Below are 14,938 nucleotides of genomic sequence, written 5' to 3'. Positions count from 1 at the left end.
CTAGCACCCAATCAGGCGAGCGGCGAGGTAAGCCTCGAGGTCATCGAGCTTCACGCGCTCCTGCTCCATGGTGTCGCGCTCGCGCACGGTCACGGCATCGTCCTCGAGGGTGTCGAAGTCGAAGGTGACGCAGAACGGGGTGCCGATCTCATCCTGGCGGCGGTAGCGGCGGCCGATGGCGCCGGAGACGTCAAAGTCCACGTTCCAGTGTGCGCGCAGCTTATCGGCCAGCTTACGGGCGGGCTCAGAGAGCTCTTCCTTCTTGGACAGCGGCAGTACGGCCACCTTGATCGGTGCCAGGCGGCGGTCCAGGCGCAGGACGACGCGCTTATCGGTGCCGCCCTTGGCGTTCGGAGCCTCTTCCTCGTCGTAGGCATCCACCAGGAAGGCCATCATAGAACGGCCCAGGCCGGCGGCCGGCTCGATGACGTACGGAATCCAGCGCTCGTCATTGGCCTGGTCGTAGTAGGACAGGTCCTCGCCCGAGCCCTTGGCGTGGACGGACAGGTCATAGTCCGTGCGGTTGGCCACGCCTTCCAGCTCGCCCCACTTGGAGCCCTTGAAGCCAAAGGCGTACTCCACGTCCACGGTGCGCTTGGAGTAGTGGGAGAGCTTTTCCTTCGGGTGCTCGTACAGGCGCAGGTTTTCTTCCTTGATGCCCAGGTCCACGTACCAGTTGTAGCGGTCATCAATCCAGTACTGGTGCCACTCTTCGTCCTCGCCCGGCTTGACGAAGAACTCCATTTCCATCTGCTCGAACTCGCGGGTACGGAAGATGAAGTTGCCTGGGGTGATCTCGTTGCGGAAGGACTTGCCGATGTTCGCGATGCCAAACGGCGGCTTCATGCGCGAGGAGGTCATCACGTTCTTGAAGTTAACGAAGATGCCCTGTGCGGTTTCCGGACGCAGGTAGTGCAGGCCTTGCTCATCGTCCACCGGGCCCAGGAAGGTCTTGAGCAGACCGGAGAAGGCCTTCGGTTCGGTCCAGTCACCCGGCTGGCCGGTTTCTGGGTCATTGATATCTGCCAGGCCGTTTTCTGGCTCGTGGCCGTGCTTTTCCTCGTAGGCCTCAATAAGGTCGTCGGCACGGTAGCGCTTGCCGGTGTGGCGGGATTCCACCAGCGGGTCAGAAAAGACCTCGACGTGACCGGAGGATACCCAGACCTGACGCGGCTGGATGACGGAGGTATCTACGCCCACGACGTCTGCGCGGGACTGCACCATGTGGCGCCACCACTGGCGCTTGATGTTTTCCTTGAGCTCTACACCAAGAGGGCCGTAGTCCCACGCGGAGCGGGAACCGCCGTAAATTTCACCTGCCTGGTAGACCAAGCCGCGGCGCTTACACAGGTTTACAACGGTATCGATGACGGATGCCATAAGTTTTCGGACTCCTCTGGTAGGGGACAGTCTTGACAATCTCGTTCAGTCTAACCCGAAGCGCTTCCCGGCGGTGGGATTGGGGCATGAATTTAATCTGAAATAAATACAACGTATTGCAAGTATCGGGTAATATAAGGGTAACCGACAGGTAATAGGTATTTAATTGAAGGTGACATTCCCTATGACGACCACTTACAAGGCCCCAAATACTTCTGCGGCTGCCGGCGTTATCGCTGCCCTTGATTCGCCCCTACGCATCGCAATCATCTCCCGCTTGGCCGAGCGCGATCACTTTGTCCATGAGCTGGTCAAGGCCACCGGCAAGTCCCAGCCCCTTATCAGCCAGCACCTGCGCGTGCTCAAGCAGGCAGGCATCGTGGACTCCGAGCGCAGCGGCCGCGAGGTAACCTACTCGCTCATTGCGCCGCGGGTTTTGGACCTGCTTGCCGACGCCGCCAAGATCGCCTCCTAGCCCCTCCCCTCCTGCATAAAAAGCCGCCTGACTGTGCAGTTATTGAAAAAGCACTGATAATATTGAGGGCATGGCTTTACACGACAGTATTCCCAAGCTAGGCGCGCGCAATACCAAACAGCGCACCGCAGTGGTTGAGGTACTGCGGGAAATGGAGAAATTCGCCTCCGCCAAGGAGATCTACCACGAGCTCCAGGAGCGCGAGGAAAAGGTGGGCCTGACCACCGTGTACCGCACCCTGCAGTCCCTGACCGATATCGATGCAGTGGACGCTCTCCACATGCCCAATGGCGAAACCCTGTACCGTCATTGCGATACCGACGCCCATCACCACCACTTGGTGTGCACCAAGTGCGGCCGCACCGAGGAAATCGACGGCGGCCCCATTGAAAAGTGGGCCACCTCCGTGGCCAAGGAGTACGGCTTCGAGCTCACCGGCCACGATGCCGAGGTCTTTGGCATCTGCAGCGACTGCGCCGCCTCCGCCTAAACGGCCGCACGCCCTCGCGCGCAGCCACTCCCCCTCACCTCAGCCTCCAGTTTCCGGCGGCTGAGGTTTTTCTTTTTGCGCTACTTCTTCACGCCACCGAAGCGGCGGTCGCGCCGCGCATACTCCTCGATGGCGGCGAAGAGGTCCTCCGGAGTGAAGTCCGGGAAGAGTTTGTCTTGGTAAATCATCTCCGCGTAGGCGGACTGCCAGAGCAGGAAGTTTGAGGTGCGCTTCTCACCGGACGGGCGCAGGAAGAGATCCACGTCCGGCATGCTCGGGTCATAAAGATGCTGCGCGATGGTTTCTTCCTTGATATCGCGCGGGTTGAGCTCGCCTGCGGCCACCTGCTTGGCGATGTCCCTAAAGCCATCCACCAGTTCTGCCCTACCGCCATAGTTCACGCACATGGCCAAGGTCATCTTGGTATTGTCCTTGGTCAGCTCCTGGGCGGCCTCGAGCTCCTTAATAACCGAGCGCCACAAGCGCGGGCGGCGGCCGGCCCACACCACGCGCACGCCGCGCTCATTGAGCCACTCGCGCTGGCGGCGCAGCACGTCGCGGTTAAAGCCCATGAGGAAGCGGACCTCTTCAGGGCTGCGGCGCCAATTCTCGGTGGAGAAAGCATAGGCCGAAAGGTAGGGAACGCCGGCGGCAAGGCAGGCATCGACGACGTCAAGAAGCACGGCTTCTCCGCGCCTATGCCCCTCGGTGCGCTTCATACCTTTCTCCTGGGCCCAGCGGCCGTTGCCGTCCATGACCAGCGCAATATGGCGCGGCATGAACTCATCCGGAATATTCGGCGGGGTCAAAGTGCGGTTCGGGTCTGGCGTAATCACGGGCTATATTCTACTGCTCCATAACCTGCAATGCGGAAACATTGCGCTCCATGTGCCACTGCAGGTGCGCCCGCGCTAGGCGGTGCCCCTCCTGCTTCTGCGCATTCGTCGGATTCGTCGGGTGATTATGCGCCAAAAGCCACAGGTGGTGCAGGGTTTCCGGGTCTACCTCCGCAGCACCTGGCGGCCGACATTCGTGGCACGCCGCGCCGCCGGCAGCCGGGTGGAAAGCGTGGTGCGGGCCGGGCCGGTTGCACTGGGCGCAGTTGAAGAGGCTCGGCGCCCAACCGGCATGCGCCATCGCCTGGAGCAAGAAGGCATCCAGCGCCATGGTCGGATCCGCGGTTTGCAGCTGCTCCAAGGTCGCGGTGACGGATTCGTAGAGGTAGGGGTCATGGGCGGCGTCGGCAAACGCAAGGCGCTCGGCCGATTCCAGCACCGCGCACGCGGCCGTGTAGCGCTCATAGTCCTCGATGAGGCGCGCGCCAAAGTAGTCGACCGTATCCGCCTGAGAAATGGTGGCTAGATTCTTGCCCACATACAGCTGGACATCAAGGTTGACGAAGAGCTGCAGGCGCGAACCAAAGCGTGATTTTGCCCGGCGCACGCCTTTGGCCACCGCGCGCACGAGGCCGTGATCGCGGGTAAGCAGGACGATGACGCGATCGGCCTCACCAAAGTCGTAGGTGCGGATGACCACTGCGCGGTCACGATAGTTCTCGCGCATAGTGGTTTAGAACCCGAGTCTACCCAGCGACTTCGGGTCAGACTGCCAATTCTTCAGCACCTTGATTCGCAGATCCAGATACACGTTGTGGCCGAGCAGCTCGATGATCTCCTTGCGGGCATTGCCCACAATGCGGCGGAAGCGCAGGCCATCCTTTCCCTCAATAATGCGCTTTTGGCCGGGGCGCTCCAGGTACAAAATGGCATGGATATCCAGCACGCCCTCACGGGTGCGCGACGGCAGCATCTCATCAACCTGCACCGCCACCGAGTGCGGCAGCTCCGCCTTCAGACCGGACAGGGCGGCCTCACGAATGAGTTCCTCGATGCGCTTTTCCTGGCCCTCATCGGTGATGTGATCATCCGGGTAGAACTTCGGGCCTTCTGGCAGGTGGTCCACGATGACCTGCACCAGCTCATCAAGCTGCACGCCCTCCTTGGAGGAGACCGGGATGACTACCGCATTAGGATCTTCCTGGGTAAGCAGTTCGTGCAGGGCCAGAAGCTGGGCGCCAACCTGGTCTTTGCTGGCCTTATCCAGCTTGGTGACGATGCCGATGATCGGGGTCTTTGGGGCGATGCTGCGCACGTTTTCCAGGATCCAGCGGTCACCAGGGCCAATTTTTTCATCGGCCGGGATGGTCAGGCCAATAACGTCCACATCAGCGTAGGTATCCTTGACTACCTCGTTGAGGCGCTCGCCCAACAGGGTGCGCGGGCGGTGCAGGCCCGGCGTATCCACGACGATGACCTGGGCATCATCGCGGTGGACCAAGCCACGAATGGTATGGCGGGTGGTCTCCGGCTGGTCTGCGGTAATCGCAATCTTTTGCCCCACCAGGGCATTAGTCAGCGTGGACTTGCCGGTATTCGGACGCCCCACAAAGGATACGAAACCAGAGCGGAAGCCCTCCGGGGTATCGGTGTATTGCGAATAATCAAGCGGGGCTGCCGTATTCTCGGCGCCTTCCGGCACGGCATCATCGGGGTCTTCTGGCAGGCCCTCGAATGCCGCATCAAACTGTGCATCAAAATCAGAACTCATTACCCGCAATAATAGCCCACGGAGTCAAGATCTCCGATTAGTTCTGATGCTTCTTTGCTGCTGTGTTGGGGGTTGGGACCTTGGGGTGGGCGTAGGTGTGGGTGCTTGAGGGAGCTGAGGAGAAAAGTCGAAAGAGATCAGGCTGAATTGAGAGCGAAAAGGCCGATCTGAGGGGTAGTTTTCCTCAGATCGGCCCGATCAGAATGGACCTAACTTTAGGAGGCCCAATTTAACGGGATCCCACGCGCGAGAACGCGGGCCGCGCAGGGTTTAGAGCTCCTCGGCGCTGAATTGCATGCGCGGGTGCGCAAAGACGTCCTGCGCCTGAATGAGGCGGAGCTCGGCAGACTCGGCCTCATAGGTGTTTTCCAGCAGGTCATAGACGGAGGAGGCGGTGCGGCGCAGGGATTCCTTGACGTCGCTGGTCTCGGTGTAGTGGCCGGTAAACAGGGCGGCGGTGACGTCGCCGGAGCCGTTGCGCTTGAACGGCAGCAGCGGGGTGGACACGAGGAAGGCGCGGTCGCCGTCGACGGCGAGCATCTCAATCTGGTCGTCGGCAGTCTCGGGGCGCTTGACGGAGGTAACCAGAACGGTCTTCGGGCCGATTTCCTGCGCCTTCTTTACTGCGGCGAGGGTCTGATCAAGTGTGCCGACCTCGGAATCGGTGAGGTAGCCCAGCTCAAACTGGTTGGGGGTGATGATATCGGCGACGGGCACGACGCGGTCGCGCAAAAGCGGCGGGATCTCATCGGAGACGAAGCAGCCGGACTTGGCATTGCCCATTACAGGGTCGCAGGCGTAGAGGGCCTTGGGGTTGGCAGCCTTGATGCGGCGGACGGTTTCCACGATGGCGTCGGCAATGTCGGCGCCGCCCTGGTAGCCCGAAAGGATGGCGTCGATCTGCGGGAAGGCGCCGCGCTTCTCAATGCCGTCGATGATGGAGGTGACGTCGCTGGCTGGAATCATCGGTCCGCCCCAGTCGCCGTAGCCGGTGTGGTTGGAGAAATTCACCGTGTGGACCGGCCATACCTCATGGCCGGCGCGCTGCAGGGGAAAGACGGCCGCGGAGTTGCCAACGTGGCCGTAGGTGACGTGGGACTGGATGGAAAGGATAGTCATAGCTACCCATTGTGCTACGCTGCCCGCGCGCTCACCAAGGAAAAGACAAAAATTATTCCTCCGGGCGATCTTGTGGCTCGCCCACCGCAGGGATTCCGCCACCGGGAACCTGCTTGTCCAGGTTGGCGCGCTCGGCGGCGTCAGGAAAAGCCTTCGGGCCAGAAGGCTTGGGCTGATAGGAAACGCCACGCTCGGCTGCATCGTCGTACCAATCCGCGAGCAGTTCGTTTTGGCGGCCGAACATTTCCTTCTCCTCAGCCGGAGTGGAGTGGTCATAGCCCAGCAGGTGCAGGCAACCATGGACGGTAAGCAGGGCCAGCTCGTGACCTAGGGAGTGGCCGGCGGCCTCCGCCTGGCGCAGGGCGAACTCGGGGCACAGGACGATATCGCCCAGCATGGCCGGGCCTGGGTCGGCGGCATCGGGGCGGCCGCCACCGGCGATGGCGCCAGGGGTGAGCTCATCCATGGGGAAGCTCATGACATCGGTGGGGCCTTCCAGATCCATCCAGCGCATGTGCAGATCCTCGATGGTCTTCAAATCCACACAGGTGATGGTGCACTCGGCATCGGGGTTGATGTCCATCGCACCGAAGGCATAAGAGGCGACGTCAATCAGCATCTCCTCGTTGACGCCTTCGAAGCCGGATTCATTGAGAAACTCGATACTCATTCCATTTCCTCGTATTCTGCGGCTTTCTTATTATCAAAGGTCTCATAGGCATTGACGATGCGCCCGACCAGTTGGTGGCGCACCACGTCTTTAGAGCCCAAGTCCGCAAAGTGGATATCGTCCACGTTGCGCAGGATGCGGCGCACGATGCGCAGGCCAGAGACCTGACCATGCGGAAGGTCTACCTGCGAGATATCGCCGGTGACCACAATTTTGGAGCCAAAGCCCAGGCGGGTGAGGAACATCTTCATCTGCGCGGGCGTGGTGTTTTGGGCCTCGTCAAGGATGACAAAGGCATCATTGAGCGTTCGGCCGCGCATATAGGCCAGCGGGGCGACCTCGATGATGCCGGCTTCCATGAGCTTAGGAATCATTTCTGGGTCGAGCATGTCCCGCAGGGCGTCGTACAGCGGGCGCAGGTACGGGTCAATCTTGTCATTGAGCGTGCCCGGCAAGAAGCCGAGCTTCTCCCCTGCCTCCACGGCCGGGCGGGTGAGGATAATGCGCGAGACCTGCTTGGTCTGCAGGGCCTGCACGGCCTTGGCCACCGCCAGGTAGGTCTTGCCGGAACCGGCCGGTCCAATACCAAAGACCACCGTATTATCGTCGATGGCCTGCACGTATTCAGACTGGCCCACCGTCTTCGGGCGGACGGCCTTGCCGCGGCGCTTAACGATGTCCGCCGCCAGCGCCGCAGAGACCGACTGCGGCGCCTCCACGGCCACCATGTCCATGGTGTGCTTGACCGTATCGGTGGACACGGCGTGGCCGCGGCGGGCGATGGCCTCGAGCTCATCGAGGATCTTGGCGGCACGGGCCACCTCATAATCGGGACCGGTGACGGTAACGACATTGCCGCGGGCAAAAAGGTCCGCATCCAGGCGGTTATTGAGCACGCGCAGGTTATCGTCCGCACTACCCAGCACGCTGCTGACGTAGGCGGAATCTAGCTCACATTTCTTCGTGATGATAGGCACGTGCTTTAGGCTACCAGCGCCGCCTACCAACGCTCGGTGCGCATGCCGATTGCCGCCAGCGCCACCATTGCCGCGCTGGCCGTGCGCAGCACTTCCGGGCCGAGCTTGATGGGCGTGGCGCCGGCTTCTTTGAGGCGATCGAGCTCGGCGTCGCCGATGCCGCCCTCGGGGCCTACGAGCAGGACGACATCGTCCGTCAGCGGCACATCCTTGATGGAGACGGTTGCTTCCTCGTGCAACACGAGCACAGTGGGGGCGTTGGAGGAAGCGTCGTCGCGGCCACCGGTGAGCTCTTGAACGAGCTGCGAAGTGGTCAGCGGACCGTGCACCTGGGGGATGCGGGCGCGGCGAGATTGCTTGGCCGCGGAATCAGCGGCCGCCTGCCACTTGGCCACCGCCTTCGGAGCCTTCTTGCCGTCCCATTTGGCCACGCAACGGTCTGCCTGCCAGGCGATGATCTCGTCGGCGCCGGCTTGGGTGGCGAGATCCACGGCGAGTTCGGCACGCTCGGATTTCGGGATGGCCTGCACCACGGTCACGCGCGGGGTGGGATCGGGCGCGGTGTCGATGGAGTCGACCGTGCCTTCCAGGGAGTCCTTGCCCGAGGTAGCGGTGATGGTGAGGGTAAGGCGGGTACCGGTGCCGTCGATAAGCTCGAGGCGCTCACCCTCCCCCATGCGCTTGACCGTCACGGCATGGCGGGCCTCCGGGCCGGAAAAGCTGAAAGCCTCGCCGGTGCGTGCGGCGGAAAGATCCGGGTGGATGAAGACGGGCAGCGACATTAGCGGCGGAACTTATCGCGGAGGCGGCTGAAGAAGGATTCCTCTTGGCCGTCGCCGGTGGTACGCACGCGCGCGCCCTCGTCGCGGGAGTTGCGGATCTTCTCCAGGGACTCGCGGGTCTTGCGGTCCAGGTCCTTCGGCACAACGACGTCCACGTGGGCAAACAGGTTGCCGTAGCCATCGGTGCGCAGGCGCGGCATGCCGGCGCCGTCGACCTTGATGGACTCGCCCGGCTGGGTGCCCGGCTCGATGTCGATGGTGAGCTCTTCGCCATTGAGCTGGTCGATGGTGAAGTTGGTACCCAAGGCGGCGTCAATCATCGGCACGCGCACGGTGAGGTTCAGGTCATCGGCGTTGCGCTGGAATACGGGGTGCTCCTCCGTGTGGACCTCGACGTAGAGGTCGCCGGCCGGACCACCACCGTGGCCGACCTCGCCCTGGGAGGCCATACGAATGCGCATGCCATCATTGATGCCGGCCGGGATATTCACGGTGAGATCGCGGCGCTTCTTCACGCGGCCATCGCCGGCGCAGTGGTTGCACGGATCAGTAATGACCTCGCCGAAGCCCTGGCACTTCGGGCACGGGCGGGTGGTCATGACGTTGCCCAAGAAGCTGCGCTGCATCTCCTGGATTTCACCCATGCCATTGCAGTTATCACAGGTAACCGGCTTGGCCTTGGACTCGGAGCCGGTGCCGCCGCAGCTATCGCACAGCACCGCGGTATCCACGGTGACCTTCTTCTTCAGGCCGGTGTAGGCCTCCTCCAGGGTGATGCGGGTGCGCAGCAGGGCATCATTGCCCGGCTGGACGCGGGACTTCGGGCCGCGGGAACCGCCGGCACCGCCGCCAAAGAATTCGGCGAAGATATCACCGAGGCCGCCGCCACCGAAGCCGCCAAAGCCACCGGCGCCGGCACCGCCGCCACCCTGCTCCATGGGGTCGCCGCCCATGTCCACGATCTGGCGCTTTTGCGGATCCAGCAGGACCTCTTGGGCCAGCGCGGCATCGCGGAACTTTTCCGCGGCGGCTTCATCATCCGGGTTCAGATCCGGGTGATACTTGCGGGCCATTTTGCGGTAGGCCTTCTTAATCTCCTGGTCAGTTGCGTTTTTATCAACACCGAGGATGCCGTAATAGTCACGAGCCACTGTAAGAGATATTCCTTCTAATTCGTCTTGTTGGGGTTAACTTGAAAAAAATATTCGCGGCCAGCCAGTTTACTCGCACTGCTCGCCGGCCAAAATTTCGCTCACATACCGTGCAACGGCAGAGACCTTAGAAATTGTTCCCGAGTAATCCATAAAGGTAGGCCCCACCACGCCGAGGCCGCCGAGTGTAGCCACCTCATCGCCAGTGCCCAGGCCATAGCCCGTGGCCACGACGGAGGCCTGGCGCAGCTGGTCTTCCTCGTTTTCCTCACCGATAACCACGGAGACGTTGCCCAAATCGGGCACGCGGGCGAGCAGTTTGAGGACGACGACCTGCTCTTCTAGTGCCTCAATAATCTTGGGCAAACCTTCCGGAAACTCGCGCGCCACGCGCGTGAGGTTGGAGGCACCGGCCATAATCAGCCGGTCGGAGGGCTGTTCCACCAGGGTCTCGATGAGCGTGGTGGCCACCTTGAGCACGTGGTGGCGGATGTCCAATGGGGCGTCATCGACAAGGTGGGCGAGCTCCACGGAGGCGTCGGTAAGCGTCTTGCCCACTAGCGCGCTATTGACGATATCGCGCAGACGGAAGGTCTGATCCTGGTCGATGATTTCATCGAGCTCCACATTGCGCTGGTCCACGCGGCCGTTATCGGTGATAAGCACCAGCAGCAGGCGCATTGGGGAGAGCGCCACGACCTCGCAGTGCTTGACGCGGGATACCTTGAGATTGGGCAGCTGGACGACGGCCGCCTGCTTTGTCACCTGCGCCAATAACTGCACCGAGCGACGCAGCACATCCTCCAAGTCGACGCCGCCTTCCAGGAAGTTGAGCATCGCGCGGCGCTCTGGAGCCGACAGCGGCTTGACCTCGTGGAGGGAGTCGACAAAGTGGCGGTAGCCCTGCTGGGTGGGCACGCGGCCTGAGCTGGCGTGCTGCTGGGAGATAAGGCCCTGGGATTCGAGCACGGCCATGTCATTGCGGATGGTGGCCGAGGAAACTCCCAGCTGGTAGCGCTCCAAGAGCGACTTAGAGCCAACCGGCTCCTGGGAGGCAATATAGTCCGCCACGATGGCGCGCAGGACTTCCTTGCGGCGGGCATCGGTTGAGGTAGACACTATGGCGCTCCTATTCGCTTCGGCGAATGATAAATTCTTTAAAGTTCGGGACGGTGTACCTGACTTTACCGTGCTCAGGGGAATAAATGAGACCTTTGTTTATGAGCTTAGCCCGCACCGGACCAAGAGCTTTATTATCCTTCCCCAGACGTTCACCGATTTCTTTCGTTTCCGCTGAACCATCGCCTAAGGCTGCCATGGCACTGAGATAGTCTCTTTCAGCTGGCGTAGCTCGATCCCAGCGAGCTTGGAAGAAGCTTGCGCCTGAAGGAACCAGTCCGCCAGTCACGGCAAAAGACTAACAAGAAAATAGCGGAATAACAGGTTTCTCATCGACTGAGTCAAAACTAACTGGTTTGGTTTCTACTGGACTAAGTCTAAAGGTCTGGGAACGAGGATTAGGTTTCTTCGGCGACGAGGAGATCGGTGATGATGCCATCGGCTAGCAGGCGGCCGGGCTTGGTGATGCGCACGCGGTCGCCGCCGCGCTCGAGCAGGCCGCGGCCGATGAAGCGCTCGAGGGCGGGCGCGGCGTGGGCATCGAGCCAGGCCTCTGGGATGCCCTCGCGCAGGCGCAGGCCGAGCATGATTTTCTCCATGTGGCGGTCGGCGTCGGTAAGCGTCTCGGTTTCTTTGATGGGCAGCTCGTCGCGGCCGAGGGCCTCGATATAGCGCGAGGGGTGCTTGACGTTAAAGAAGCGCTCGTTGCCCAAGTGCGAGTGGGCGCCTGGGCCGGCACCCCACCAATTACCGTCTACCCAATAGATGCGGTTGTGCTCGCACTCGCCGCCGGGCTTGGACCAATTGGAGACCTCGTACCACTCGAAGCCTTCTGACTCGAGGGTAGAGGAAATCATCTCATAGCGCCGCGCCAGCACGTCCTCATCGGGGGCGGGCAGGATACCTTTATTGACCTTGCGCGCCATGCGGGTGCCGTCTTCTACGATGAGCGAATAAGCACTGACGTGGTCTACGCCGGTTTCCAGCACTCGGTCGAGCGTCTCGCGCACATTGTCATCGGTTTCGGTGGGCGTGCCATAGATCATGTCCAGGTTGACGTGCTCGAAGCCGGCGGCGCGGGCCTCGCGGGCGGCGGCAAAGGCGCGGCCGGGTGTGTGGGCGCGCTCGAGGACTTGGAGAACGCCCGGGGATGCGGACTGCATGCCGAGGCTGATGCGGGTATAGCCGGCGTCGGCAAGCTGGGAAAAATACTCCGGTGAGGTGGACTCCGGGTTGGATTCGGTGGTGACCTCCGCCCCAGGTTTTAGGCCGAAGGTGGAACGGACGGTGTTCAGGATGCGGCTCAGGCCTTGCCCGCCCAGCAGCGAAGGCGTGCCGCCGCCAATGAAGACGGTCTCGGCCGGGCGACCCACGCGCGCGGCCGCCAATTCCAGCTCGCGGTCCAAGGCATCCAGGTATGGCCCAGTGAGATCGCGCGGGCTGCCAAGCTCGCCCGGGGTATAGGTATTGAAATCGCAATACCCGCAACGAGTGGCACAGAAAGGAACGTGGATATACAGCCCGAAGGGTTCAGTCATGGATAAAACCCTAATAGGCCGGGAACAAAATGGCCGAAAGCGGGGTTGAGCATGTAGTATGTTTCCATCTTCCCAAGTAGAAAGGCACCCTCAGTGGAACCTCCGAGTCGATGTCCCTACCTCCTTCTAGGCGGTGGGGAGTAAATCATGTTATCGGCTATTTTGATGATCCTGGTCGGCTTCGTAGTCATTGGCCTCATCATCGTCGCGAACGCATACTTCGTGGCCCAAGAATTTTCCTTTATGTCCGTGGACCGCACGCAGCTGCGGACCCAGGCTGCTGAGGGGGATAAGACAGCCCAACGCGCGCTGGCTATTACTCAGCAGACCTCCTTCATGCTCTCGGGCGCGCAGCTCGGTATCACGATTACCGGCCTGCTCATCGGCTATGTGGCCGAGCCGCTCGTGGGCCAAGGACTGGGTACATTGCTCGGCGGCGTCGGCGTTCCGTCCGCGGTATCAGTCACCGTTGGTACCATCGCGGCACTTTTCATTTCCACGATTGCGACGATGCTGTTTGCAGAGCTCTTCCCCAAGAACTACACCATCGCCGCACCGATGAAGACGGCGCGCTGGCTGGCCGCCTCCACGCAGCTTTACCTGCGGCTATTTGGCTGGCTCATCCACTTCTTCGAGTACTCTTCCAATGCCATCCTTAAGGTCTTTGGCATCGAACCGGTAGAAGACGTGGACTCCTCCGCCACCGCCGATGACTTGGAATCCATCGTGGATTCCTCCCACGAGGCTGGCGATCTGGATGAAAATACCTACATGGTGCTAGACCGCCTGCTGGACTTCCCCGAGCACGACGTGGAGCACGCCATGATTCCGCGCTCCCGCGTGGACGTCATTGACCCGGACACCACCCTCGGTGAGGTCCGCGAGATGATGTCTACCGACCACACGCGCTACCCCGTCATCGACGATGAGCACAATCCAATCGGCGTGGTGCATCTTATCGACGTCCTGGGAAGCGACCTGCCCGCCGCCACCAAGGCCACCAGCATCATGCAGGAGGCCGTCGTGGTCCCTGAGTTGATGCCGCTGCCGGATGTGGTGGAAGAGCTGCGCGATAGCGACCAGAAGATGGCGTGCGTGATCGATGAGTACGGCGGCTTCGTGGGCATCGTGACCATGGAGGACTTGGCCGAGGAAATCTTGGGCGATGTCACCGATGAGCACGATATCGAAGAAACCGAGGAAATCACCGAGCAGGACGAATCCCACTGGTTGGTCGACGGCGATACGCCGATTGATGAGATCGAGCGCGCCATCGGCCACGACCTGCCTGAAGGCGACTTTGAGACTGTCGCCGGCCTCGTCATTGCCCACTCCGGTGCGCTGCCTGAGGTAGGCGAGGAACACACCATCCAGCTCGAGGCCGAACCCGATGACTGGGTTGACCACGATGAAGCACCCGTCCGCTCCCTCCGCCTGCGCGTGCAAGAGGTGGATCGCCACGTACCGTCCGTGCTTGCCATCGAGTTGGTGGAGGATTACTCCGACCACTCCGATGATGCCGATAAGAAGGAGGATGCATAATGACCGAATCGTGGTGGTTTAACCTCCTCGTTACCCTCCTCATCATCGCCGCTTCCGGCTTCTTTGTGATTATCGAGTTCTCCTTGATGGGCGCTCGCCGCAACCGTTTGGAAGAGGATGCGGAAAACTCCCGCACCGCCCGCGCCGGCCTGCGCTCGCTCAATGAGCTGACCATCATGCTCGCCGGCGCGCAGCTGGGCATTACCGCCGCCACCTTTGTGCTCGGTGCTGTAACCAAGCCCTGGGTGCACCACCTTCTCATGGCTCCGCTGGAGGCCGCGGGCCTGCCGCTGGGCATTGCCGACGTCGTCAGCTTCCTCCTCGCGCTCTTCATCGTCACCTTCCTCCACCTCGTACTCGGTGAGATGGCGCCGAAGTCTTGGGCCATTACCCACCCGGAGACCGCCCTGCAGTTCATCGCGGTCCCCGCACGTGGCTTCGTGTGGATCTTCCGCCCGCTGCTGAAGTGGATCAACGTCATGGCCAACAAAATGGTGTCCCTGGCTGGCGAAGAACCCGTCGACCGCGCCGGTGCGGCCGGCTACGACGCTGAGACTCTGCGCACCTTGGTCGAGCACTCCCGCGAGACCGGTGCTCTGGATGATGAGTCTGCCAACCAGATTTCTGATGTCATCGAGTTGGAAAACTCCACTGTGGGCGCCATGGCCCGCGAGCACGGCTCTGAGGTAGTGCCCCTGCCTTCCGACGCCACCGTGGACGACCTCCAAGACCTCGTCGTACGCAAGAACATCATGCGCGTGCTGGTCTTCCCTAAGGACTCCCGCGTCCCCCGCGTGGTCCACGTGCGCGATACCTTGCTGGCAGAACCAGAAACCCCGGTTCTCGAGTTCTCCCGCCCTGCCCTGTCCGTGTCTTCTTCCACCACCGTGCAAAAGACCTTGGACCACATGCGCGCTCGCAATGAGCAGCTCGTCATGGTGGGCAAGGCCGATAAGGACAACGCCGTGTGGATCCTCACCTGGGACGACATCATGGGCCAGCTGTGGCCGCAGATTACCGAGCAGCTAGACAAGGTCACCCCTCCCCCGGCCGTCTAGTTCTCCCCGCACCCGCGCCCGCGCCCGCTT

General features: G+C 61.6%; 16 protein-coding genes. 4 read left to right on the top strand and 12 right to left on the bottom strand.

Annotation, left to right across the window (positions count from 1 at the left end):
- A complete protein-coding gene (locus MHK09_RS02000) occupies nucleotides 1-1,380 on the bottom strand; it encodes a glycine--tRNA ligase (protein ID WP_005326454.1) in 1,380 nt (459 codons plus the stop codon).
- 184 nt (nucleotides 1,381-1,564) lie between these two features.
- Between MHK09_RS02000 and MHK09_RS01995 the strand changes: the two genes are divergently transcribed.
- A complete protein-coding gene (locus tag MHK09_RS01995) occupies nucleotides 1,565-1,855 on the top strand; it encodes an ArsR/SmtB family transcription factor (protein WP_005324221.1) in 291 nt (96 codons plus the stop codon).
- A gap of 70 nt (nucleotides 1,856-1,925) precedes the next feature.
- Complete coding sequence (locus tag MHK09_RS01990) at nucleotides 1,926-2,345, top strand: Fur family transcriptional regulator (RefSeq protein ID WP_005326453.1); 420 nt, start codon at nucleotides 1,926-1,928, stop codon at nucleotides 2,343-2,345.
- Between the two features lie 80 nt (nucleotides 2,346-2,425).
- Here the strand turns inward: MHK09_RS01990 and MHK09_RS01985 are convergent, their stop codons facing one another.
- The 11 genes from MHK09_RS01985 to hemW form a co-directional block, all read right to left on the bottom strand.
- A complete protein-coding gene (locus MHK09_RS01985) occupies nucleotides 2,426-3,181 on the bottom strand; it encodes an isoprenyl transferase (protein WP_005326452.1) in 756 nt (251 codons plus the stop codon).
- 10 nt (nucleotides 3,182-3,191) lie between these two features.
- Nucleotides 3,192-3,908, bottom strand: coding sequence for a DNA repair protein RecO (gene recO, locus MHK09_RS01980; protein WP_005326451.1), 717 nt, complete (start codon nucleotides 3,906-3,908; stop codon nucleotides 3,192-3,194).
- Between the two features lie 6 nt (nucleotides 3,909-3,914).
- Entirely contained in the window at nucleotides 3,915-4,952 is a 1,038-nt protein-coding gene (gene era / locus MHK09_RS01975; protein ID WP_086589158.1) for a GTPase Era, read from the bottom strand.
- 270 nt (nucleotides 4,953-5,222) lie between these two features.
- The gene (pdxY, locus tag MHK09_RS01970; protein ID WP_250412514.1) at nucleotides 5,223-6,071 is read right to left on the bottom strand and encodes a pyridoxal kinase PdxY; all 849 of its coding nucleotides are present in this window, start codon (nucleotides 6,069-6,071) and stop codon (nucleotides 5,223-5,225) included.
- A 52-nt stretch (nucleotides 6,072-6,123) separates the two neighbouring features.
- Nucleotides 6,124-6,741 (bottom strand): rRNA maturation RNase YbeY, encoded by a 618-nt coding sequence (ybeY, locus tag MHK09_RS01965; protein ID WP_250412513.1) that lies wholly within the window; start codon nucleotides 6,739-6,741, stop codon nucleotides 6,124-6,126.
- The gene (locus tag MHK09_RS01960) at nucleotides 6,738-7,718 is read right to left on the bottom strand and encodes a PhoH family protein (protein WP_040425220.1); all 981 of its coding nucleotides are present in this window, start codon (nucleotides 7,716-7,718) and stop codon (nucleotides 6,738-6,740) included. Before MHK09_RS01960 ends, ybeY begins: the two co-directional genes overlap by 4 nt.
- Before the next feature lie 23 nt (nucleotides 7,719-7,741).
- A complete protein-coding gene (locus MHK09_RS01955) occupies nucleotides 7,742-8,500 on the bottom strand; it encodes a 16S rRNA (uracil(1498)-N(3))-methyltransferase (protein ID WP_250412512.1) in 759 nt (252 codons plus the stop codon).
- Nucleotides 8,500-9,651 carry a molecular chaperone DnaJ gene (gene dnaJ, locus MHK09_RS01950; RefSeq protein WP_250412511.1) on the bottom strand — a complete coding sequence of 384 codons (1,152 nt, stop codon included), beginning with the start codon at nucleotides 9,649-9,651 and terminating at the stop codon, nucleotides 8,500-8,502. The genes MHK09_RS01955 and dnaJ overlap by 1 nt, the downstream gene beginning before the upstream one ends.
- Nucleotides 9,652-9,720: 69 nt before the next feature.
- Complete coding sequence (gene hrcA / locus MHK09_RS01945) at nucleotides 9,721-10,770, bottom strand: heat-inducible transcriptional repressor HrcA (protein ID WP_250412510.1); 1,050 nt, start codon at nucleotides 10,768-10,770, stop codon at nucleotides 9,721-9,723.
- 10 nt (nucleotides 10,771-10,780) lie between these two features.
- Nucleotides 10,781-11,059, bottom strand: coding sequence for a DUF8462 domain-containing protein (locus MHK09_RS01940; RefSeq protein WP_232212607.1), 279 nt, complete (start codon nucleotides 11,057-11,059; stop codon nucleotides 10,781-10,783).
- A gap of 109 nt (nucleotides 11,060-11,168) precedes the next feature.
- On the bottom strand, nucleotides 11,169-12,308 hold the full coding sequence (gene hemW / locus MHK09_RS01935; RefSeq protein ID WP_250412509.1) for a radical SAM family heme chaperone HemW: 1,140 nt from the start codon (nucleotides 12,306-12,308) through the stop codon (nucleotides 11,169-11,171).
- Nucleotides 12,309-12,455: 147 nt separating this feature from the next.
- Between hemW and MHK09_RS01930 the strand changes: the two genes are divergently transcribed.
- Both MHK09_RS01930 and MHK09_RS01925 read left to right on the top strand, forming a co-directional pair.
- Nucleotides 12,456-13,850 carry a hemolysin family protein gene (locus tag MHK09_RS01930; RefSeq protein ID WP_250412508.1) on the top strand — a complete coding sequence of 465 codons (1,395 nt, stop codon included), beginning with the start codon at nucleotides 12,456-12,458 and terminating at the stop codon, nucleotides 13,848-13,850.
- Complete coding sequence (locus MHK09_RS01925) at nucleotides 13,850-14,908, top strand: CNNM domain-containing protein (RefSeq protein ID WP_250412507.1); 1,059 nt, start codon at nucleotides 13,850-13,852, stop codon at nucleotides 14,906-14,908. Before MHK09_RS01930 ends, MHK09_RS01925 begins: the two co-directional genes overlap by 1 nt.
- The last annotated feature ends 30 nt before the right edge of the window (nucleotides 14,909-14,938 follow it).

The sequence above is a fragment of the Corynebacterium tuberculostearicum genome (assembly GCF_022347235.1).
Taxonomy (GTDB): Bacteria; Actinomycetota; Actinomycetes; order Mycobacteriales; family Mycobacteriaceae; genus Corynebacterium; species Corynebacterium tuberculostearicum_F.
Note: the sequence above shows the minus strand (reverse complement) of the source record. Positions and strands in the feature narration are given on the sequence as shown.

Bases quoted from the DNA above. Each gene is read 5' to 3' on its own strand.
- MHK09_RS02000 (WP_005326454.1), bottom strand. From the start codon at position 1,380: ATGGCATCCGTCATCGATACCGTTGTAAACCTGTGTAAGCGCCGCGGC.
- MHK09_RS01995 (WP_005324221.1), top strand. From the start codon at position 1,565: ATGACGACCACTTACAAGGCCCCAAATACTTCTGCGGCTGCCGGCGTT.
- MHK09_RS01990 (WP_005326453.1), top strand. From the start codon at position 1,926: ATGGCTTTACACGACAGTATTCCCAAGCTAGGCGCGCGCAATACCAAA.
- recO (WP_005326451.1), bottom strand. From the start codon at position 3,908: ATGCGCGAGAACTATCGTGACCGCGCAGTGGTCATCCGCACCTACGAC.
- era (WP_086589158.1), bottom strand. From the start codon at position 4,952: ATGAGTTCTGATTTTGATGCACAGTTTGATGCGGCATTCGAGGGCCTG.
- pdxY (WP_250412514.1), bottom strand. From the start codon at position 6,071: ATGACTATCCTTTCCATCCAGTCCCACGTCACCTACGGCCACGTTGGC.
- ybeY (WP_250412513.1), bottom strand. From the start codon at position 6,741: ATGAGTATCGAGTTTCTCAATGAATCCGGCTTCGAAGGCGTCAACGAG.
- MHK09_RS01955 (WP_250412512.1), bottom strand. From the start codon at position 8,500: ATGTCGCTGCCCGTCTTCATCCACCCGGATCTTTCCGCCGCACGCACC.
- hemW (WP_250412509.1), bottom strand. From the start codon at position 12,308: ATGACTGAACCCTTCGGGCTGTATATCCACGTTCCTTTCTGTGCCACT.
- MHK09_RS01930 (WP_250412508.1), top strand. From the start codon at position 12,456: ATGTTATCGGCTATTTTGATGATCCTGGTCGGCTTCGTAGTCATTGGC.
- MHK09_RS01925 (WP_250412507.1), top strand. From the start codon at position 13,850: ATGACCGAATCGTGGTGGTTTAACCTCCTCGTTACCCTCCTCATCATC.